The following is a 21,950-nucleotide window of genomic DNA, read 5'->3' on the forward strand; positions in this document are numbered from 1 at the left end:
GCCAACCCCCTTCCAGGGGGCAACGCCAGCGGCCCGGCAAAGCCGGTTCCGCGGCGTTCCACGAATTGGCGCCATCAGCGTGGAGCCATCATGAGTACACCTCCCGATCCCTTTGCCGCCTTCGAGTCGGAGCGCACGGTCATCAAGCCCAAGCCGCGCACGCCGGGCGGCACGCCGAGCGCGCCGGCACCGGCGCCGTTCTTCGGCGGCGCCGATCCCACGCCGGCCGCAGACGTCGGCGAACTGGGCCTGCTCAATCCGCTGGTGTCGGCCGCCGGCAAGCTGCTGGTGCTGATCGGCAAGCTGCGCAACCTCGCGCAGCCGCCGAACGTGCCGGCGCTGCGCGCATCGACCGCCGACGCCGTGAACCAGTTCGACGCCAGCGCGCGCCGCGCCGGCGTAGGCAACGAGTCAGTGCTTGCCGCACGCTACGTGCTGTGCACCGCACTCGACGAAGCCGTGGCCAACACACCCTGGGGCGTGCAGGCCGGATGGAACAAGCAGAGCCTGCTGGTGCAGTTCCACAACGAGACCTGGGGCGGCGAAAAAGTCTTCCAGCTGCTGGCCAAGCTCGCGCAGGACGTGCCCACGCACCGCCAGCTGCTGGAGTTGATCTACAGCGTGCTGGCGCTCGGCTTCGAGGGCCGCTACCGCGTGATCGACAACGGCCGCGCGCAGCTCGACTCGGTGCGCCAGCGCCTGGCCGACCTCATCGCCAAGGACCGTCCGCCGGTGGAGGCCGAGCTCTCGCCGCACTGGCGCGGGCAGGGCGCCGGCACGGTGCGGCTGCGCGAGTCGCTGCCGCTGTGGGTGTTCGCGGCCGGCTTCGCGCTGCTGCTGGCGCTCGCGTGGTTCGGGCTTCGGCTCACGCTCAACTACCGCTCCGACACCACGTACGCGGCGGTGTCCAGCCTGCGCGCGCCCAACATCCAGATCGCGCCGCCCGCGCTGCCGGCGAAGACGCCGCGCCTCGCGCGCTTCCTGGAGCCCGAGGTGAAGCAGGGCCTCGTCACCGTGACCGACGAGGCCGACCGCAGCGTGGTGCGCCTGCGCGGCGATTCCTTCTTCAGCTCCGGCAGCGCCGAGCCGATGGCGCAGTCGCTGCCGGTGCTGCGCCGCATCGGCCAGGCGCTGGCCGAGGTGAAGGGCGACGTGCTGATCACCGGCCACTCCGACAACCAGCCGATCCGCTCGCTGCGCTATCCGTCGAACTGGCACCTGTCGGCCGCGCGCGCCGACGCGGTGAAGGGCGCGCTCTCCACGCTGGTCGATCCGGCGCGCATGCGCTCCGACGGCAAGGCCGACGCCGAGCCTGTGGCGCCCAACGACACGCCGGCCAACCGCGCGAAGAACCGGCGCGTCGAGGTCGTGCTGCTGACCGGGCCCGACGGCGCCGCAGGCAGCCCGGCGCCGGCTGCCGCCGCGGTTCCTGCTCCTGCTCCGGCCACGGGAGCGACGAAATGATCAAGAAAATCTTCGGCTTCCTCTTCAGCCCGCTGCTGCTCACGCTGCTGGCGCTGATCGTCGTCGCGCTGCTGATCTGGTGGATCGGCCCGCTGGTGAAGATCGGCTCGCTCGCGCCGCTCGAAAGCGAGACCACGCGCGCCGTCGTCATCGGCGTCATCGTGCTCATCGTGGTGCTGCGCGCGCTGTACCGCCGCTGGCGCGCCCGCCGCGCGAGCCAGCACCTGACCGACGGCCTCATGAAGGCGCCGGCCGCCAAGGCCGATGCGCCGGTCAACGGCGAGCAGAAGATCCTCGACACCCGCTTCAGCGAAGCCGTCGCGACGCTCAAGCAGATGCGCATGCACGCCGCCGGCAAGAAGCCGGGCTGGCGCGACTGGCTCTCCATCTCGGGCGGCAGCTATCTCTACGACCTGCCCTGGTACGTGTTCATCGGCGCGCCGGGTGCGGGCAAGACCACCGCGCTGGTCAACTCGGGCCTGAGCTTCCCGCTGGCCGAGAAGTTCGGCCCCGGCGCCATCCGCGGCGTGGGCGGCACGCGCAACTGCGACTGGTGGTTCACCGACGAGGCGGTGCTCATCGACACCGCCGGGCGCTACACCACGCAGGACAGCCACCAGTCGGAAGACAAGAGCGCGTGGGAAGGCTTTCTCGGCCTGCTGAAGAAGGTGCGCCCGCGCCGACCGCTGAACGGCGTGTTCCTCACCGTCAGCGTGGCCGACCTGCTGAGCCAGGGGGCGGAGGCGCGCACGCAGCTCGCGGCTTCGATCCGCGCGCGCCTGCTGGAGCTCGACGGCAAGCTCACCACGCGGCTGCCGGTGTATGTGCTCGTCACCAAGAGCGACCTGCTCTACGGCTTCACCGACTACTTCGACGACCTCGGCAAGGAACAGCGCGCGCAGGTCTTCGGCTTCACGCTGCCGGCCGACGAGAACCTGCAGGTCGAGGAGAAGGGGCTCTCCACCGCCTTCAACCGCGAGTTCGCGCTGCTGCACAACCGGGTGAACGACGGCCTCATCGCGCGCATGCAGCGCGAGACCGACGGCAATCGCCGCGCGGCCATCTTCGGCTTTCCGGCGCAGTTCGGCTCCATCGGTCCGCTGCTGTCCGACCTGCTGGAGCAGGTGTTCACCGGCTCGCGCTTCGCGCAGCCGCCGTGGGTGCGCGGCGTGTACTTCACCAGCGGCACGCAGGAAGGCAGCCCCATCGACCGCGTGATGGGCAGCCTCGCGCGCAGCTTCGGCATCGAGCGCGCGATGCTCGCGCCGCAGAAGTCCAGCGGGCGCAGCTACTTCCTTACTTCGCTGCTGCGCGAGGTGGTGTTTCCCGAGCAGCGCCTGGCCGGCGCCGACGTGAAGCTGGAGCGCCGCCGCCACACGCTGCGCGTGATCGGCGTGACGGCGATGACGCTGCTCACCGTCGGCCTGCTCGCGGCCTGGGGCTACAGCACGCTGCAGAACATGAACTACCTGAAGTCGGTCGAGGCCCGCGTCGAGCCCGCCCGGCAGAACCTCGCGGCGCTGCCGGCGCGCGTGCAGAACCTCGTGGAAGTCGCGCCCGTGCTGCAGAGCCTGCGCGACATCTGGAAGACGCCCGACAACCGCCAGGGCGACGAGCCGCTGTCGATGACGCTGGGCCTCTACCAGGGCGACAAGCTCGACGCCGCCGCCATGCTCACGCACCAGCGCGCGCTCAACGACGCCTTCCTGCCGCAGATCGCCAAGCGCATCGAGGACCAGCTGCGCACCGCGCAGAAGGACAACCTCGAATTCACCTACGAGGCGCTCAAGAGTTATTTGATGCTCTACCAGCCCGAGCACTTCGACGCCGAGGCGCTGAAGGCCTGGATCACCCTCGACTGGTCGCGCAACCTCGACCGCGGCATTCCCGAGGACCAGCGCAAGCAGCTCGAGGACCAGCTCGACGTGCTCATCGCCCAGGGCCCGCCGCGCTCGCCGCTGAAGATGGACGAGAACCTCGTGCGCAGCGTGCGCGCCGTGCTCGCGAGCTATCCGCTGGAGCAGCGCGTGTTCAGCCGCCTGAAGCGCCAGCGCGCCAGCAAGGACATCCCGGCCTTCAGCGTGGCCACCGCCACCGGCCCCTCGGGTCCGCTGGTGTTCGAACGCATCAGCGGCAAGCCGCTGTCCGATGGCGTGCCGGGCATGTTCACCTACGACGGCTATCACAAGCGCTTCCAGAACGAGGTGACCGTGCTCACCGGCCTGCTCGCGAATGAAGACCCGTGGGTGCTGGGCCAGGACCGCAACGCCGCCGACCGCCTGCGCGACGTGGCCGCGCTCGGCGCGCTGACCGACCGCGTGCGCCGCCTCTACCTGGAGGAATATGTGAAGCAGTGGGAGGCGCTGCTCGCCGACGTGCGCCTGATCCGCGTGAACGGCCTGGAGAAGAACATCGAGACCGCGCGAATCCTCTCGGGCGTCGATTCGCCGCTCGCCAACTTCCTGCGCGCCGTGGTCAAGCAGACCACGCTGATCCCCGCCGCCGATGCCAACAAGGACGTGGTCAGCAAGGCCACCGAGACCGTGCGCAACACCCGCAAGGGCCTGGAAGACCTGTTCGGCAGCGACCCCGGCCGCCAGGTGGCGCCGGGCAAGCGCATCGAGAGCATCGTGGACGACCGCTTCGAGTCGCTGCGCCGGCTCGTCACCGCCGGCGGCCCCAACCAGCCCGCGCCCATCGACGACGCTCTGAAGCTCTTCAACGAGGTCTACGTGTACCTCAACGCCGTCGACACGGCAGTGAAGGGCCGCACCTCGCCGCCACCGGGCGACGTGGCCGGCAAGCTCAAGTCCGACGCCGGCCGCCTGCCCGAGCCGGTGCGCTCGATGATCGAGAACCTGAGCCAGGCCGGCGCCGCGCAGGCGCAGGTGGCCGAGCGCGGCAACCTGAGCCAGGACCTGCGCCCCGTGACCGAGTTCTGTGCGCGCGCCATCGCCGGCCGATACCCCTTCGTGCAGAGCAGCAAGCGCGACGTGCTGCCCGAGGACTTCGGCCAGATGTTCGGTCCCGGCGGTCTGATGGACGACTTCTTCCAGAAGCGCCTGGCCTCCATCGTCGACACCAGCACGCGCCCGTGGCGCTACAAGCCCGTGGCCGAGCGCGGCGCCATCACCACGCAGGCGATCGCGCAGTTCGAGCGTGCGGCGCGCATCAAGGAAATCTTCTTCCGCGGCGGCGGTCGGGGCCCCTCTATGCGGCTGGACTTCAAGCCGGTGGAAATGGACGCGGGCATCACCCAGTTCATCCTCGACGTCGACGGCCAGCTCGTGAAATACGCGCACGGCCCCGTCGTGCCCATGGCCGTGCAGTGGCCCGGACCGAAGGGCAGCAACCAGGTGCGCATCCAGGTCAGCCCGCCCTCGACCACCGGCAGCTCCGGCTCGGCGATGGATGGCCCGTGGGCCCTGTTCCGCACGCTCGACGACGGCCAGCTCGAGGCGGGCGACGCGCCCGAGAAGTTCTTCATCACCTTCCAGATCGGCGCGCGCAAGACCCGCTTCGAGGTGACGACCAACAGCGTGCAGCACCCCATCCGCCTGCGCGAGTTGCGCGAGTTCTCCTGTCCGGAGGGGCTGTGAGCATCGAGCCTTCCTCGCTTCTTGCTTCCACCACCGCGCTGCCCGGGTGGTTCGGGAAGCTGCCGGGCATGGGCGACTTCGCGCACCGGCGCCTGCCAGAGCCCTTCCGCGCCGTGTGGGACCAGTGGCTGCAGCGGGGCATGTCGCGGCTGCGGGATCAGCCGGACTGGACCGAGCGCTATCTGGAGGCGCCCATCTGGTGCTTTGCGCTGGGGCGGCAGGTGGCTGGCGATCAGGCGTGGATCGGCGTGCTCATGCCTTCCGTGGATGGGGTGGGGCGGTACTTTCCGTTTGCCATTGCGGTGGAACTGGACGCGGACTCGCCCGGGACCTTGCGGGGGGAGGCGCTGGCTGCCGCGCTGGGGTGGTGGGCTCATGCGACGCAGGCTGCGTTGGAGGGGCTTGATGGGGATCTGGATGCGGTGCGGTTCGATGCTGTGCTGCAGCGGTTGTTTGTTGGGGATGTCGTTGCTTCTTCTTCGGGTGGTCGGGAAGGGGTTGTGGAATCTCTGGAGCTGCCGGTGGCGGGGGCTTCGTTGTGGTTGAGTGATCCTTCTGTTGGAAGTGGGATACGGATGCTCAGTACCGGGTTGCCTCGGGATGAGCAGTTTGAAGCTTTGTTTCTGGGCTTTGCAGAGGAGGGGTGAGATGTACGCCTCTTCTTGTTTTGCTTTCCGGAGCCGGGTCTCGCCCCGGCGGGCGACCTACTTTTCTTTGCTTCGCCAAAGAAAAGTAGGCAAAAGAAAGGCGACCCTACTGTCTGTGTCCCTTCGCTTCGCTACGGGCAACCTGCGGTGCTCGGCGCAGGAGGGGGTCCGCAGAACTCGCTTCGCTCAAACAGCTGCGGCCCTGATCCCTCCTGCGCCTGCGCTCCTCGGCACAGCCAGAAGGGAGTGGGACGCGCCATCGCTGCGCTCGGCTACCGAACAGCCTGGACTGGCCTTCGCTTCGCTCGGCCGTGCATTCAACCCCAGCGAACCAAGCAAGACCAATGACCCATTCCAAGCACTGCAGGCGCAAAGCGCCTGCAGTGCCTTGGTGGCCGAGCAACGCGACGGCCCGTGCGTCTCCCCACCCCTCTGGCTGCGCCGAGGAGCGCAGCGTTTCGCGGATACGGGCTCGCAGCTGTTTGAGCGAAGCGAGTTCTGCGAGACCCCGCGAAACGCGAGCACCGCAGGTTGCCCGCAGCGAAGCGGAGGGTCGCAGACAGTGGGGTCGCCTTTCTTTTGCCTACTTTTCTTTGGCGAAGCAAAGAAAAGTAGGTCGGCCGCCGGGCCGAGACCCGGCCCCGGAAAACAACCCATCAGCAAACTCAAAAAAGGAGCCAGTCAATGACCGACTCCAACGAAGACGACCGCACCCGCGTAGTCCCCAAATCACCCCAGCAGCCAACGACAACCGGCGACACCGCCGCAACGGTAATCACAGCCGGCGCGCAGCCCACGAGCATGTCCGGCTCGAACCCCGTGACCAGTCCTGCCACAGGCGCAACGGAAGCAGGCCTCCTCCCCGTAGGCAGCCGCCTGGCAGAGTTCGAAATAACAAGAGTCATAGGCCAGGGCGGCTTCGGCGTCGTCTACGAAGCCTGGGACCACACGCTCGAACGCGTAGTAGCCATCAAGGAATACCTCCCGACCTCGCTATCGGCAAGACAGCAGGACGGCACAGTCGTCCCCCTGTCGGAGAAACACAGGGAAACCTTCGACCTCGGCATGCGCAGCTTCATCAACGAAGCCCGCCTGCTGGCCCAGTTCGACCACCCGTCCCTGCTGAAGGTCTACCGCTTCTGGCAGGAAAAGGGCACCACCTACATGGTCATGCCCTTCTACCGCGGCGAAACGCTCAGGGAGGCGCTGGTCTCCATCCCCGCCGGCGTGGACGAGGCCTGGCTCATCCGCATCATGGACGGCGTGACGCAGGCACTCGCGGTGATGCACAACGCCAACTGCTACCACCGCGACATCGCACCGGACAACATCATCCTGCTCGAAGGCTCGGGCCGCCCGGTGGTGCTCGACTTCGGCGCGGCGCGCCGCGTGATCACCGACAAGACTCAGGCGATCACGGTCATCCTCAAGCCGGGCTACGCGCCCATCGAGCAGTACGCCGAGATGCCCGACATGTCGCAGGGCGCATGGACCGACGTGTACGCACTTGCGGCGGTGATGCACGTCGCGGTGTGCGGGCGCGCGCCGCCGCCTTCGGTGGCGCGTCTGCTGTCCGACAGCTACGTGCCGCTCGCGGGCAACGAGATCCTGCGCAAGCGCTACAGCCCGCGCCTGCTGGAGGCGATCGACGCGGGGCTGGGCGTGCGGCCCGAGCAGCGGCCGCAGTCGATGGCGGAGCTGCGCGCGGCGCTCGACCTGGAGGTAGGGCACAGCATCGCGCCGGTTCCGCGCACGCAGCCGCCTTCGTCGGCGGGCGGACGGGCGTCGTCCGGCACGAATGCCGATGCGGCCACGGTCATCGCGGGGAAGGCCGGCGCGAAGGCGCCTGCGCCCGCACCCTCGCCGACGGGAAACAAGGGCAACAACAACAGCAGCAGCGGCGGTGGCGGCAGCAAGACCGTCGTCGCCCTCGCATCGATCGCCGTGCTCGCGGCGGCGGCCGGCGGCGGCTGGTGGTGGTTCCAGGGGCGCGGCGGCGCGAACGACAAGCCGGTCGTCGCCAGCACGCCGGCTCCGCCGTCCGACACGAAGGTCGCGGAGGCACCACCGCCCCCGCCGCCTCCACCACCGTCGCCACCTCCGGCCCCGCGCACGCCGGCCGAGTCGCTTCAGTCGCTCGCGACCGGTGCCGCGCCCGGCTTCGACGTGACGGCCACGCCGAAGAAGGCCGAGGTCGCGATCGGCAAGGACCGGCTCGCCTTCGAGGTCCGCAGCAAGCGGGAGGGCTACGTCTACGTGTTCCTGCTGTCCAGCGGCGGCGAGATGTTCCTGCTGTTCCCGAACCTGCTCGACAAGTACAACAAGATCACCGCGGGCGGCACGCTCTCGCTGCCGCGCGCCTCGTGGCCGATGGACGCGGGCGGGCCGGCCGGCACCGACCAGTTCGCGGTGCTGGTGAGCGAGCACGAGCGCGACTTCAGCGCCGCCGGCGTGCAGAACGATGGCGTGTTCCCGGTGTTTCCGCTGCCCGTGCTGGCCGCGCTCGAGGCCACGCGCGGCACCGGTCCGTCGCCGCTCCTGGGCAAGCCGGTGTGCGCGCCCAACACCCCGTGCAACGACGTCTACGGCGTCGGCAATTTCAAAATCGTCGAGAAGTAATCGTCTGCAGAGCGTCGGCCTTCGGGCCGTGACTACTTTCCGGACAAGGAGGCTTTCATGATGACCACATCGCAACCGCGGCAGCACCAGGCACCCGACAGGCAGGGGCCGCGATATCTCGGCTGCGCGCTCAGGTGGAGCGCTGCCGCCGCCATCGCGGCCCTGGCGGGCTGCACCACGCCGCCGCCCGCCGCCACAGGCACCGCCGCGGCCACGACCGACACCACGGCCGGCACCACCGCCTCGCGCCCGCCGCCCACCGGCGCCAGCGTGGCCGGCCAGGCCCGCACTTTCTCGACCCAGCTCGCCACCTACACCTCGGTGAGCTTCGACTCGGTGCCCGGCTGGTCGCGCGACGACTTCTCCGAGAGCTGGCCCGCCTTCCTCGGCAGCTGCAAGGTGCTGAACGGACGCGGCGCCGAGTGGAAGGAGGTGTGCGACCGAGCGCAGAAGGTCGACGGCAAGAACAACAACGCCATCCGCGGCTTCTTCGAGGGCGAGTTCTCGGCCTACCAGATCCGCGACGACGACCGCCGGCCCGACGGCGTGGTCACCGGCTACTTCGAGCCCGAGATCGCGGGCGCGCGCCAGTACGGCGCGCCCTTCATCTACCCGGTGTACGGCCAGCCGGAAGACATGCTCTTCGCCGACGCGCGCAAGCTGCCGCCTGGCACCGGCACGGTTGCGGCCCGCGTGGACGGGCGCAACGTGGTGGTGCAGACCGGCCTGAGCACGCGCGACATGGGCGCGCCGGGCCTCTACGCGCTCGACCTCTCGGGCATCTCGCGCGACACGCTCGACCGCAAGGTGCGCCTGCGCATCGAGGGCAAGCAGCTGCTGCCGTACTACACGCGGGAAGAGATCGAGACCAAGGGCGCGCCCAACGCCAAGGTGCTGGCCTTCGTGAGCAGCGCCACCGCGCTCTACGAAATGCAGATCCAGGGCTCGGGCCGCATCCGCATGGCCAACGGCGACATCGTGCGCGTCGCCTATGCCGAGCAGAACGGCCAGCCCTTCCGCCCGACGCTGGCGCAGGCCGCCAACGGCAAGCCGCGCAGCCCGGTGAAGGTGCGCGGCTCTTCCATCGAGCTGCAGCTCGACGACGGCGACGACGACGACAGCGACACCGGCGCGGTGGCCAACGGCACCATCCGCACGCGCGGCTTCACGCTCGCGCGGCCGGTGGCCAGCGGTCCGGTGGTGGTGCCCGGTCGGCGCCCGGCGGCCGGCGGCGCGGTGACGGGCTCGGGCATCAAGGACCCGAGCTACGTGTTCTTCAAGGAATCGACGTCGCCCGTGGGCGGCCCCGTGGGCGCCTTCGGCGTGCCGCTGTCGGCGGGGCGCTCCATCGCGGTCGATCCGCGCAGCACGCCGCTGGGCTATCCGGTGTTCGTCTCCACGCGCACGCCCGGCAGCGGTGCGCCGATGCAGCGCCTGACGATTGCGCAGGACACGGGCGGCGCCATCCGCGGCGCGGTGCGGGCCGACTATTTCTTCGGCAACGGCCAGCAGGCCGCGACCAACGCGCGCCGCATGAAGGAGCGCGGCCAGCTGTGGATATTGCTGCCGCGCGGCCTCGCGGTGGCGCAGGCGGCCGTGTCCTCGGCGATCCGCACGCGCGGCGGGCCGGTAGGCGCGAACCTGCCGCAATGCCTGGTGCCTTCCGAGGGCAGCTGCGTCGACGATTGAAGGATCGAGGCATGCGAGACCCCGGGCCAATTGCCATTCCGTCGGCCCGCGAAGCGAGGCCCGTTCGGGGAACACCGCGGAACCGGCTTTGCCGGGCCGCAGGTGTTGCCCCCTGCAAGGGGGTTGGCGAAGCGACACGAAGTGCGCGAAGCCTGGGGGTGAGCCGATGATCGAAACGCTGTCGTCCGCGGAAAGCTCTGAGCTCGTCCGCCTCTGGCGGCGCAGGCAGACGCTGTCCCCCGACGACATGGGCGCCATGTACCGCATCGTGGGCGATGCGCTGGTGGCCTGCAATCCGCCCGAGCTGCAGGTGCTGGGAGAGGGCCGGCAGGAGCTGGTGGCGCAGTTCATCTACGTGAAGGTGCTGCGGCTCGACGCCGATCCCGACGAGGCCGAGGAGCGCGCGGGGCACAGTGCGCCGTCCACGGCCTTCGCGTTGTGTGCGTACTTTCGCCGCTACCTCATCGACTGCACGCGTGCCAGTTCCTTCCGCCGCAAGCTCTCCATCGGCGACCAGATCACCGAGGCGCAGCTGGAAGACGAGATCGGCGCCGGCGAAGACCTGGAGGGCTGCCTCGCCGAGCACGGCCTGAGCATGCAGGCCGTGCAGCAGGCCGCGCGCGACTTCATCGCCGAGCTGCCCGAGCCGGAGCGCCTGCTGCTGTGCGAGGGCTTCGGCAAGGAGGCCGAGGGCGGGCTCTCGGGCATCGCCTCGCGCCACGCCATCGCGTCCTACCACTACCGCGCGGGCCGGCTGGGCCTGGTGCACAAGCGCGAAGGGCTCACGGCGGACTACGCCCGCACGCGGCTCGGCGGCTGGATCCAGCAGACGCTGGGCATCGCCATCGAGCCCGACAACATGGCGGCGATCCTGCAGGTTTTCAAAATCCTCGGTGCTGAAGCGTCTTACGCCTGAAGACATAGCCATTCAGGAACAGACGCCATGACCCACGACCTCTGGCCCCCGCTCAGCGTGATACGCCACGCGCTGGAAACGGCCGGCGCGGCCACTGTGCCGGATGCCGGAACAGGAGAAGGCGAGCCCGGCACGGCCACCGTGGCCATGCCCGGAACACCGCCGGGAACGCCGGCCGGGTCCGCCGCCGCCGCGTCCGACCTGCTCCTGCCCCTTACCGAATTGGCCCGGCGCCGCGAGGCTGTCGCCCAGCGAGGCTTTCCGGCCCGCTGGGCGCCGGGCCGCCTCGTCAGCGTGGTCTACCGCGGGCGGCTGCTGGGCGTGCTGCTCGACCGCTGCATCCACGACGACCTCTGGCAGGGCTGGATGGCCGCCGGCGAGGCCGACTGGGCCTGTGCCTTCGACGTGCTGCTGGAGCCCGAGGACGAGCCCTTCGAGCCGATGTTCGGCGTGATCCAGACATGGAACGTGCTCACGCTCGAACCGAGCCCGCAGCTTTGCGCGCGCGTGCTGGGCGAGGTCTCGGCCACGCGGCTCGCGGCCATCCGCGCGGTGCACGACGAATGGGCCGCGCGCGCGGCGCTGGCCATCGCGCCGGAGCCGGGGCGCATCGCGCTGCGCGGCGTGGGCGGCGGCGTCTTCTCGGTGCTGTCGGGCACGCCGCTCGGGCCGGAAGACCCGCGCACCGACTACCAGGACCTGTACCGCGACGTGGGGCTCGAACTCGGAACCGCCCTGACGCGGCCTCAGGACAGCGAGAAAGCACCTGCGGCTGCCGCGCCTTCGCGCGCCAGGCCGCAGCCCGGCCCCGAGGGCGGCTGGTGGGGCAGCATCCGCCGCTGGTTCGGTGCCGAGGGCTGGGCGCGCCCGGCCTTCGCGGTGCTGGCGCTGTGCGTGGTGATCCAGAACGTCGGGTTGATCGGCGGCCGTGGCGCCGCCGAAGACGACGAGGTTCGCTTCCGCGCGGTGCCCACCGCACCCGAACCGGCGCGCGCCGACCTTTTCGTGCGCTGGAAGCCCGGCGTGCGCATGGACGAGGCCGACCGGCTGCTGCAGTCGGTCTCGGCCGACGTGGTGGGCGGGCCGGGCGGCGACGGCGCATGGCGCCTGCGGGTGCCGCAGCCCGTGGAGGCGCTGGCGACGCTCGCCGCCTCGCCGCTGGTGGAATCGGCCGGCCCGGCCCGGGAGCGGCGGCCATGAACGCGCGCGCCCTGCCTGCCGGGGGGCATGCTGTCCGCCCGCATCTTCATCACCCGCGGCCGAAGGGGCGGGGCGTCACGCAGCTGCGCTTTCTCCAGGTGCTGCTGGTGCTGTGGCTGCTGGCCTGCTGCAGCCTCGCCCTCGCCACGCAGCGCGCGCTGCTCGTCGGCGTCTCGGAGCTCGTCAACCAGCCGCAGGCGCTGTGGCTGCAGGCGCCGCGCAACGACGTGATGCTGGTGCGCGACGCGCTGCTGAAGCAGGGCTTCGCAGCGTCCGACATCGCGATGCTTGCCGACGGCGTGAGCGGCGCTGCGCTGCCCGAGTCGCAGGCCATCTACGACGCATTGGCGAAGCTGCTCGCGCAGTCGAAGAGCGGCGACTTCGTGCTGCTGTACTTCTCCGGCCACGGCACGCGCCTGCGCGACATCGTCAAGCGCTACCAGGAGCCAGACGGGCTCTCGGAGAACTTCCTCGCGCGCGACGTGCGCGGCACGCTCGGCAGCGACAACGCGCTCGCGGGCGACCTGCGCGACGTGGACTTCGATGCGTGGATCCAGTCCTTCCTTGCGAAGAACGTGTTCGTGGCCTCGGTGTTCGACACCTGCTCCGCCAACTCCATGACGCGCGGCACCGCCGACGCGCCAGCCACCGCCGAGGGCCCGCCCGACGACGAGGTGCGCTGGCGCGGATTGCGCGCAACGCAACTGACGGGCGGTGCGCCGCCCGCGCGGCAGCCGGCGCCACCCGCGCCGGCCGAGTCCGTTCCGCGTGCCCGATACGTCGCCTTCTTCGCATCGGAAAGCCACCAGATCACGCCCGAGCTGCGCCTGCCGCGCAAGGCGCGCAACGCGAGGCCCCAGGGCCTGCTGACCTGGGCGATGGTCGAAGCTCTTTCGCGCAAGCCCGCCACATGGCGGGAATTGTTCGATGGCGTGCTCGCTCTGTACCCGCCGGTCATCGACGAGCTCGCGCAGCGCTTCCCCACGCGCGAGCTTCCATCGCCGGTGGCCGAAGGCAACCTCGACGCACCGCTGTTCGCCAACAGCGGCGCGCCCGCGTCCACGCGCCCCGTGTGGCGCGCGCAGCGCAGCGGCGACAGCCTGGCCATCAAGGCGGGCCTGCTCGACGGCCTCGCGCAGCAGCAGGAGCTGCGCGTGCTCGCGACGCTGGACGACGGCACCGTCCGCGGCGCGCCGGCCGCCGTGTCGCAGATCAAGCTCGGCAACGCATGGCTCGCGGTGCCTTCGGCGTTGAAGGACGTGCCGGGAAGCGCCTTCTGGAGCGTCACGCCCATGGCCGAGCCGGCCGCCACCGCGCTGCGCGTGCGCGCCGACAAGCCGCTGCCCGCCGGCCTCAGCCTCGACTACCCGGCCGCGATCCGTCCGGCCGACGACGCGGCCACCGCCGACGTGCGCTGGACCGATCTCGGCCCCTCGGGCCAGCGCCTCGAACTGCTCGCGCCGCTCTTCGGCGCCACCGTTTCCACCGTGGTGCTGCCCGACACCGCCGCGCTGCGCCGCCGCCTGCAGGCACTGGCGCAGCTCAAGTGGCTCTCGCAGCTGCAGGGCTACGGCAAGGACGGCCAGCTCGACGGCTTCGACGCGGCGCTCGAAGTGTGGAACGGCGACCGCATGCTGCGCAGCGTGCCGGTTGCGCAAGCGGCCAACGCGCTGCCCGCGGCGCGTGCCGGCGAGCGGGTGCGCCTGAGCGTGCGCAACACCAGCGGCCGTTCGCTCGACCTCGTCATCGCCGGCATCGACGCGCGCGGCAACCTGCAGCCGGTCTATCCCGACGAGTCCGGCGAAACCAACCGCTTCAAGCGCGGCACGCCCGAGCAGCCTTCGGTGAAGCGCTTCGACCTGCCATGGCTAGATGCCGCGGGCGACGCGCGCCTGCTGGTCATGGCCGTGCCCGCCACGCCCTACAGCGCGCCGCGCCTTTTCGGCGTGGGCTATGCGCAGGCCGATGTGTCGGAAGTGCGCGTGCGCGGCGGGCAGCCGCCGGCCGAGAGCGGCGAGCGCCAGGTGTTCGCGGCCCTGCTGCGCAGGAGCGGCACGGCGGACGCGGGAGCCAGGCCATGACGGTTCCAGTTCTTCTTCTTTCCTGTTCTTCTTCTCTCGATATCCGGAGGTGATATGGCATTCCTAGACGACGGCTCCTGGAGCCCTGAAGACGCCCGCCAGTTCTACGAGCTGATCGGCACCGGCTCGGCAGAGACCGACCTGGTCATGCTGATCGAGAACAAGGGCGCGCCGGTCGAGGGCGAACTGGAGCGCAGCTTCGACGACGGCAAGGCGCGCCTGAACATCGGCGGCTACTACTGGTCGGTGCAGGTGCCGGAGTCTTCCAGCCAGAACCAGGTGGTGCCCAACAACCTGATCGTGGCGCGCCGCAGCGACGCTGCCACCGCCACCATCGCCAGCCTGCTGCGCGCGCAGGAGAAAGACCTGAAGGTGATGATCAGCGCCTTCAAGTCCGGCGGCGACGATCGCTCGCCCGATGCGCAGTCGACCTTCGAGCTGGTGCTGGAGAACGCGCGCATCTGCCGGCTGGTGCTGAGCTCCGGCGGTCATTGGGGCGTGCCCTCGGAGCTGATCTCCATCAGCTACCGCACGGTGAAGGTCCGCTCGGCCCCGCAGAAGACCACCGGCCTGCGCGGCGCGGTGCGCGAATGCCAGTTCACCCGCGCCTGAGCGGCACACCCAGCCCAGCCACAAGGAGCCGCACGTCATGACGACCGCAGCCGAATTCCTCAAGGCCGCCGACCCGGCAGCCGCCCTCAAGGCCCTGAGCGACGATGTGCGCGCCAAGCCCTCCGACAGCAAGCACCGCGTGTTCATGGCGCAACTGCTGTGCGTGCTGGGGCAGTGGGAGCGCGCGCTCAACCAGCTCACCGTCGCGGCCGAGCTCGACGCGCTGGCCGTGCCCATGAAGCAGGTCTACGGCGAGGCCGTGCGCTGCGAGGGCCTGCGCGCCGAAGTGTTCGCCGGCACGCGCACGCCGATGATCTTCGGCCAGCCCGACGAGTGGCTGGCGCTGCTCATCGAGTCGCTGCTGCGCCAGGGGCGCGGCGAAAGCGAACTGGCCGAGGACCTGCGCCAGCGCGCCTTCGACGGCGCGCCCGCCATCGGCGGCACCATCGACGGCAAGCCCTTCGAATGGCTCTCTGACGCCGACATGCGCCTCGGTCCGGTGCTCGAAGCCTTCGTCAACGGCAAGTACTACTGGATTCCGTACGCGCGCCTCGCGCACATCAAGATCGAGCCGCCCGAGGACCTGCGCGACTGCGTGTGGATGCCCGCGCACCTGCAGTTCGAGAACGGCGGCGAGACCCTCGCGCTCATCCCCACGCGCTACGAGGGCACCGAGAAGGTGGAAGACGGCGAGCTGCGCCTTGCACGCAAGACCGAATGGCGCGAGCTGCGCCCCGAGGTCTGGGCCGGCTACGGCCAGCGCGTGCTCGGCAGCAGCGACGGAAACGAGTACGCGCTGATGGACGTGCGCGAGATCCTGTTCACGCCGGCCGAAGCGGAGGCCGAAGCGCCGGCCGAGGGCGCCGTCGATGGCTGAGCTCACCGCGCAGGAGCGGCTGCAGCCTTCGCTGCTCGATCGCCTCGTCGACAACGCGCCCGACGAGAAGCGCGAGAGCGACGACAAGCGCACGCTGACCAAGCAGGCGCTGCGCCAGGCCGTGCTGCGCGACCTGGGCTGGCTCTTCAACGCCACCGGCTACGGCCTCTCGATGGACGACAGGCAGTACCCGAACGCGGCGCGCTCGGTCATCAACTACGGATTGCCTATGCTGTCTGGCCAGTTCACCTCGTCGGTGCAGCGTGTCAGCATGGAACAGGCTTTGAAGAACGCAATCCTGCAGTTCGAGCCGCGCATCCTGTCCCGAACACTCGAAGTCGAACTCATCATGGAAGGCCCGGCACTGGACTCCCACAACAGCATCGGCCTGCAGATCCGCGGCATGCTGTGGGCGCAGCCCGTGCCGCTCGAGTTCCTCATGCGAAGCCGCGTTGACCTGGAAGAGGGCCGCATAGAGATCGTGGACATGGCGCAAAACCCGAGATGAGTCCGCCATGGACCCCAGGCTGCTGAGTCTGTACGAACAGGAACTGCGCTATTTCCGCGAAAGCTCTTCCGAGTTCGCACGCGCATTTCCAAAGATTGCGCATCGACTTGGCATCGAAGGCCAGGAGGTCGCCGATCCGTACGTGGAGCGGCTCATCGAGGCCACTGCATTCCTTTCTGCGCGCGTGGGCCTGAAGCTCGACGCCGAATACCCGCGCTTCACCGGCCACCTGCTCGACATCGTCTATCCGCACTTCCTCGCGCCGACGCCGGCGATGGTGGTGGTCTCGTTCGCGCCCGACCCCGACGACGCCAACCTCGCCACCGGCCCGAGCCTGCCGCGCGGCAGCGGCCTGCGCGCGCGGCAGGCGGTGGGACAGAACACGCACTGCGAGTTCCGCACGGCCAGCGCCTTGCGCATCTGGCCCGTCGAGGTGCAGCGCGCGCAGTACTTCACCTACGCGCCCGACCTGCCGCTCAACACGCATCCGCAGTCGCGCGCGATCCGCGGCGGCCTTCGCATCACGCTGCGCGCCACGGCCGGCCTGGACTTCAGCCAGATCGCACTCGACGACCTCGTGCTGCATTTCGGCGGCGCGGAAGACGTGGCCTGGCAACTGCATGAGTGCGCGCTGGGCCAGCCCATCGGCGTGCTGGTGCGACCGCTGGGCACGGGCGGCGCGTTGCAGGGCACCGCGCGCAGCCTGCCTCCGGGTGCCATCGGTGCTGTCGGCTTCGAGGACGACGAGGCGCTGCTGCCCGTTACCGCCACCGGCTTCTCGGGCTTCAGGCTGCTGCAGGAGTACTTCGCGTTTCCCCAGCGCTTCCAGTTCGTGCGCATCGGCGGGCTCAGGGCATTGCTGGCGGAGATGCCGGTGGCCGAGGTCGAGATCGTGCTGCTGTTCTCTCGCGGCGACGCGGCCCTCGAAAAGCTCGTGAGCGCCGACAACGTGATGCTGCACTGCGTGCCCGCGGTGAACCTCTTCAGCAAGCGGCTCGACCGCGTGCCGCTGACCGAGGGCGTGAGCCAGTTCCACCTGGTGCCCGACCGCACGCGGCCGCAGGACTTCGAGGTGCACACCGTCACCGAGGTCATCGGCCATGGCACGCCGGGCGCCGACGCGGCCGCGGCCGAGCAGCCGTTCCGGCCCTTCTATTCGGCCTTCCACGGCAGCCGGCTGAGCCATCCGGCCTACTTCACGACCACGCGCGAGCCGCGCATGCTGTCGGTGCGCCAGCGCACCGAAGGCAACCGCAGCAGCCACATCGGCTCCGAGGTCTACATGCAGATCGTCGATCCGCAGCAGGCGCCGTACGCGGCCACGCTGCGGCAGCTGGCGGTGACCGCGCTGTGCACCAATCGCGACCTGCCGCTTCTGATGCCTCTGGGTCGCGAGAACGACTTCGACTGTGTCGACTCGTTCCCCGTGCAGCGCGTGCGCATGGTGCGCGGGCCGTCGCGGCCGGTGTCGCCGGTGGTGAGCCAGGGGCTGGGGTGGCGCGTGGTCGATCACCTGGCGCTCAACTACCTGTCGCTGTCCGACAGCACGCCGGAGCAGGGCGCTGCCGCGCTGCGCGAGACACTGATGCTCTATGCGGTGCATGCGGACGAGATGCGCCAGGGCCAGGTGCGCGGCCTGCTGTCGGTGAAGTGCAAGCCCGTGGCGCGCCGCCTGCCGCTGAAGGGGCCGATCGCCTTCGGGCGCGGCCTGGAAGTGACGCTCGAGGTCGACAAGGATGCCTTCCACGGCCACAGCAGCTTCCTGTTCGGCGCGGTGCTGGCGCGCTATCTCTCGCGCCACGTGGAGGTGAATCATTTCGTCGAGACCGTGCTGCGCATCGCGGGCAAGGGCGAGACCATGCGCTGGAGGCCGCTGTGCGGGACGCGGCAGATCCTGTGACCGGCGCGGCCCGCGCGCCCGAGCAGGGCGGTGGAACCGTGCAGGCCCGCGTCGATGCCGCGCTGCGTGGCTGGTCGGCCGAGCCCTGGGCCTTCGACTACTTCGCGGTGATGCGCCGGCTCGAATCGGTCGCGCGCACCACGCCGCGCTGGGGCCGCGCATTGCTGCCCGGCGCCGAGCCGGTGCGCGTGGGGCAGGAGCCGTCGCTGTCGTTCGCGCCCGCGAGCTTCAGCCGCTTCGAGCCCGCCACAGCGCATTCGCCGCCGCGCCTGCGCCAGCAGTTCTTCGGCTACATCGGCCCCAATGGGCCGCTGCCGGTGCACCTGAGCGACTTCATCCGCGAGCGCAGCCTGAACCATGGCGATCCGACGTGGCTGGCCTTTCTCGACAGCTTCTCGCACCGCTTCTCGCTGCACTTCTATCGCGCGTGGGCGCAGTCGCGTCCCGCCGTCGCGCTGGACCGGCCGGGCGAGGACCGCTTCCGCCTGCAGATCGGCGCGCTGGTCGGCATCGGCGCGCCGGGTCGCGTGGACCGCGACGAGATCCATGACGACGCGCGCCTGCACTTCTCGGGCTGGCTCGCGCGCCGCGTGCACAACGTGGAAAGCGTGGAGTCGGTGCTGTGCAGCTACTTCGGCGTGCCGGTGAAGCTGGAACGCTGGGTCGGCCACTGGATGAGCCTGCCGGCCGGCGAGCTCACGCGGCTGGGGCAGGGCGAGAGCTCGCGTGCCATGGGCATGGGCGCCATGCTCGGCACCCGCGCGTGGGACCGCCAGCACCGCGTGCGCCTGCACCTCGGGCCGCTCACGCTGGAGCAATACCGCATGTTCCTGCCCATAGGCAATGCGCGCCCCGTGCTCCAGCGCTGGATGCAGCAGCTGCTCGGCGACGAGCTCGAGTGGGATGCCGAGCTCGTGCTCGAGAAGGCGCAGGTGCCGGCCACGCGCCTGGGCGACGCGAAGGGCAGCGCACCGCGCCTCGGCTGGGTGTCGTGGCTCGGCGAGCGCCCGCGCTCGCGCGACGCGGCCGACGTGCGTATCGGCAACCAGTCTTTCAACAAGCCCATCTTCATTCGTTCAGAAGAGATACGGAGTCCCTCATGAGTGAAATCAGCCGCACTGCCCTTTTCGGCAAGCTCAACTCGCTGGCCTACAAGGCCATCGAAGGCGCCACCGTGTTCTGCAAGATGCGGGGCAATCCGTACGTGGAGCTGGAGCACTGGTTCGCGCAATTGCTGCAGGCGCAGGACTCCGACCTGCACCGCGTGATCCAGCACTACGGCCTCGACGTGTCGGTCATCGCCAAGGACATGACCACCGCGCTCGACCGCCTGCCGCGCGGCGCCACCGCCATCAGCGACTTCTCCCCGCACATCGAGAACGCCATCGAGCGCGCATGGACCTACGCCACGCTGCAGTTCGGCGAGGCGCAGGTGCGCACCGGCTACCTGCTGGTGGGCATGCTGAAGACGCAGAGCCTGCGCAATCCGCTGTTCGGCCTGTCGAAGCAGTTCGAGAAAGTGAAGGTCGAGGACCTGGCCGACAACTTCGCCAAGGTCTGCGACGCCTCGCCCGAGGCGCAGATGCGCGCGCAGGACGGCACCGGCATGGGCAGCGGCGCGCCCGGCGAGGACTCCGGAGCGATGGCACCGGCCGCCATGGGCAAGGGCGACGCACTGAAGAAGTTCGCGGTCGACCTCACCGAGAAGGCGAAGAAGGGCGAGATGGACCCGGTGACGGGCCGCGACGAGGAGATCCGCCAGATCGTCGACATCCTCATGCGCCGCCGCCAGAACAACCCGCTGCTCACCGGCGAGGCCGGCGTCGGCAAGACCGCGGTGGTCGAAGGCTTCGCGCAGCGCCTGGCGCGCGGCGACGTGCCGCCGCAGCTGAAGGACGTGAAGCTGCTCACGCTCGACATCGGCCTGCTGCAGGCCGGCGCCAGCATGAAGGGCGAGTTCGAGCAGCGCCTGCGCCAGGTGATCGACGAGGTGCAGAGCTCGCCCACGCCGATCATCCTTTTCATCGACGAGATCCACACGCTGGTGGGCGCGGGCGGCGCGGCCGGCACCGGCGACGCAGCCAACCTGCTCAAGCCCGCGCTGGCGCGCGGCAACCTGCGCACCATCGGCGCCACCACCTGGGCCGAGTACAAGAAGTACATCGAGAAAGACCCGGCCCTTACCCGCCGCTTCCAGGTGGTGCAGGTGCCGGAGCCCGACGAAACCAAGGCGATCCTGATGCTGCGCGGCGTGGCCAGCGTGCTCGAGAAGCACCACCGCGTGCAGCTGCTCGACGAAGCCATCGAGGCGGCCGTGAAGCTGAGCCACCGCTACATTCCCGCGCGCCAGCTGCCCGACAAGGCCGTGAGCCTGCTCGATACGGCCTGCGCTCGCGTGGCCGTGTCGCAGCACGCGACGCCGCCCGAGGTGGAAGACTGCATGCGCCGCATCGAGGGACTGACGGTCGAGCAGGAGATCATCGGCCGCGAGGAAGCCATCGGCATCGACGTGACCAAGCGCGCCGCGCAGGTCGCCGCGCTGCTGGCCGAGTCGAAGGTGCAGCTCGATGCGCTGAATGCACGCTGGCAGGAAGAGAAGGGGCTGGTCGACCGGCTGCTGGAGCTGCGCAGCAAGCTGCGCGCGGGCAACAAGCCGGTGGACACGCCCGCTGCAGCCACGGCCACCGATGCCGCCGCCCCCGCATCCGCAACTGCCGAACCCGCGCCCGACCGCGCCGCGCTGCTGGCCGAACTGCACGAGCTGCAGGCGAAGATCCACGCGGTGCAGGGCGAGTCGCCGCTCATCCTGCCTTCGGTCGACGAACAGGCCGTGGCCTCGGTGGTCGCCGACTGGACCGGCATTCCCGTCGGCCGCATGGTGAAGAACGAGGTGGAGGCCGTGCTCAAGCTCGCCGACACGCTCAACCAGCGCGTGATCGGACAGAAGCACGGGCTGGAGATGATCGCGCGGCGCATCCAGACCTCGCGCGCGCGGCTGGACAACCCGCAGAAGCCCATCGGCGTGTTCATGCTCTGCGGCACCTCCGGCGTGGGCAAGACCGAGACCGCGCTCGCGCTGGCCGAGGCGCTTTACGGCGGCGAGCAAAACATCATCACCATCAACATGAGCGAGTTTCAGGAGGCGCACACCGTCTCCACGCTCAAGGGTGCGCCCCCGGGCTACGTGGGGTATGGCGAAGGCGGCATCCTGACCGAGGCGGTGCGTCGCCGTCCCTACAGCGTGGTGCTGCTCGACGAAGTGGAGAAGGCCCACCCCGACGTGCACGAGATCTTCTTCCAGGTCTTCGACAAGGGCTGGATGGAGGACGGCGAGGGCCGGATGATCGACTTCAAGAACACCATCATCCTGCTGACCACCAACGCCGGCAGCGAGCTGGTGATGAGCATGTGCCGCGACCCCGAGCTGCTGCCCGACCCCAACGCGCTGGCCGACGCGCTGAAGGCGCCGCTGATGAAGGTGTTTCCGCCCGCGCTGCTGGGCCGCATCGTCACCATTCCCTATTACCCGCTGTCGCCCGAGATGATGAAGAAGATCGTGCGGCTGCAGCTGGGCCGCATCAAGAAGCGCGTGGAGACCAACCACGGCGTGCCCTTCGAGTACAGCGACGCGGTGGTCGACCAGGTGGTCGCGCGCTGCCAGGACCCGGAGTCGGGCGGGCGCGTGATCGACGCGATCCTCACCAACACCGTGCTGCCGACGATCTCGGTCGAGTACCTGCAGCGCCTGGCCTCGGGCGGCGAGATCCGCCGCGTGGCGCTCGATGTGAAGGACGCCGACTTCACCTACGCCTTCGACTGACAAGCCTCCACCCCAAGA

General features: G+C 69.8%; 14 protein-coding genes. All 14 read left to right on the forward strand.

Annotated features, from left to right (window positions below; all coding sequences use genetic code 11):
- Window positions 1-90 precede the first annotated feature (90 nt).
- The 14 genes from SFB74_RS03610 (at window position 91) to tssH (ending at window position 21,932) form a co-directional block, all read left to right on the forward strand.
- Window positions 91-1,464, forward strand: a complete 1,374-nt coding sequence (locus SFB74_RS03610; RefSeq protein ID WP_432729300.1) for a DotU family type VI secretion system protein — start codon at window positions 91-93, stop codon at window positions 1,462-1,464.
- On the forward strand, window positions 1,461-5,063 hold the full coding sequence (gene tssM, locus SFB74_RS03615) for a type VI secretion system membrane subunit TssM (protein WP_432729302.1): 3,603 nt from the start codon (window positions 1,461-1,463) through the stop codon (window positions 5,061-5,063). Before SFB74_RS03610 ends, tssM begins: the two co-directional genes overlap by 4 nt.
- Window positions 5,060-5,710 (forward strand): type VI secretion system-associated protein TagF, encoded by a 651-nt coding sequence (gene tagF / locus SFB74_RS03620; protein ID WP_432729304.1) that lies wholly within the window; start codon window positions 5,060-5,062, stop codon window positions 5,708-5,710. The genes tssM and tagF overlap by 4 nt, the downstream gene beginning before the upstream one ends.
- A gap of 684 nt (window positions 5,711-6,394) precedes the next feature.
- The gene (locus tag SFB74_RS03625) at window positions 6,395-8,329 is read left to right on the forward strand and encodes a protein kinase domain-containing protein (protein WP_432729305.1); all 1,935 of its coding nucleotides are present in this window, start codon (window positions 6,395-6,397) and stop codon (window positions 8,327-8,329) included.
- A 57-nt stretch (window positions 8,330-8,386) separates the two neighbouring features.
- The gene (gene mltA / locus SFB74_RS03630) at window positions 8,387-10,018 is read left to right on the forward strand and encodes a murein transglycosylase A (RefSeq protein ID WP_432729306.1); all 1,632 of its coding nucleotides are present in this window, start codon (window positions 8,387-8,389) and stop codon (window positions 10,016-10,018) included.
- A 166-nt stretch (window positions 10,019-10,184) separates the two neighbouring features.
- On the forward strand, window positions 10,185-10,934 hold the full coding sequence (locus SFB74_RS03635) for a hypothetical protein (RefSeq protein ID WP_432729307.1): 750 nt from the start codon (window positions 10,185-10,187) through the stop codon (window positions 10,932-10,934).
- Window positions 10,935-10,961: 27 nt separating this feature from the next.
- Window positions 10,962-12,134 carry a hypothetical protein gene (locus tag SFB74_RS03640; protein WP_432729308.1) on the forward strand — a complete coding sequence of 391 codons (1,173 nt, stop codon included), beginning with the start codon at window positions 10,962-10,964 and terminating at the stop codon, window positions 12,132-12,134.
- The gene (locus SFB74_RS03645; protein WP_432729310.1) at window positions 12,131-14,215 is read left to right on the forward strand and encodes a caspase family protein; all 2,085 of its coding nucleotides are present in this window, start codon (window positions 12,131-12,133) and stop codon (window positions 14,213-14,215) included. The genes SFB74_RS03640 and SFB74_RS03645 overlap by 4 nt, the downstream gene beginning before the upstream one ends.
- Window positions 14,216-14,269: 54 nt before the next feature.
- Entirely contained in the window at window positions 14,270-14,827 is a 558-nt protein-coding gene (locus SFB74_RS03650; RefSeq protein ID WP_432729311.1) for a type VI secretion system tube protein Hcp, read from the forward strand.
- A gap of 37 nt (window positions 14,828-14,864) precedes the next feature.
- Window positions 14,865-15,704, forward strand: coding sequence for a type VI secretion system accessory protein TagJ (locus SFB74_RS03655; protein ID WP_432729312.1), 840 nt, complete (start codon window positions 14,865-14,867; stop codon window positions 15,702-15,704).
- Window positions 15,697-16,212: a type VI secretion system baseplate subunit TssE gene (gene tssE / locus SFB74_RS03660; RefSeq protein ID WP_126025725.1), complete on the forward strand. Its 516-nt coding sequence runs from the start codon at window positions 15,697-15,699 to the stop codon at window positions 16,210-16,212. Before SFB74_RS03655 ends, tssE begins: the two co-directional genes overlap by 8 nt.
- 7 nt (window positions 16,213-16,219) lie before the next feature.
- Window positions 16,220-18,112, forward strand: a complete 1,893-nt coding sequence (tssF, locus tag SFB74_RS03665) for a type VI secretion system baseplate subunit TssF (protein ID WP_432729315.1) — start codon at window positions 16,220-16,222, stop codon at window positions 18,110-18,112.
- Entirely contained in the window at window positions 18,088-19,215 is a 1,128-nt protein-coding gene (tssG, locus tag SFB74_RS03670; protein ID WP_432729316.1) for a type VI secretion system baseplate subunit TssG, read from the forward strand. The genes tssF and tssG overlap by 25 nt, the downstream gene beginning before the upstream one ends.
- Complete coding sequence (tssH, locus tag SFB74_RS03675; RefSeq protein WP_432729317.1) at window positions 19,212-21,932, forward strand: type VI secretion system ATPase TssH; 2,721 nt, start codon at window positions 19,212-19,214, stop codon at window positions 21,930-21,932. Before tssG ends, tssH begins: the two co-directional genes overlap by 4 nt.
- Window positions 21,933-21,950: the final 18 nt, after the last annotated feature.

This window comes from Variovorax xiamenensis (assembly GCF_050916385.1).
In the GTDB taxonomy this organism is placed as follows: Bacteria; Pseudomonadota; Gammaproteobacteria; order Burkholderiales; family Burkholderiaceae_C; genus Variovorax.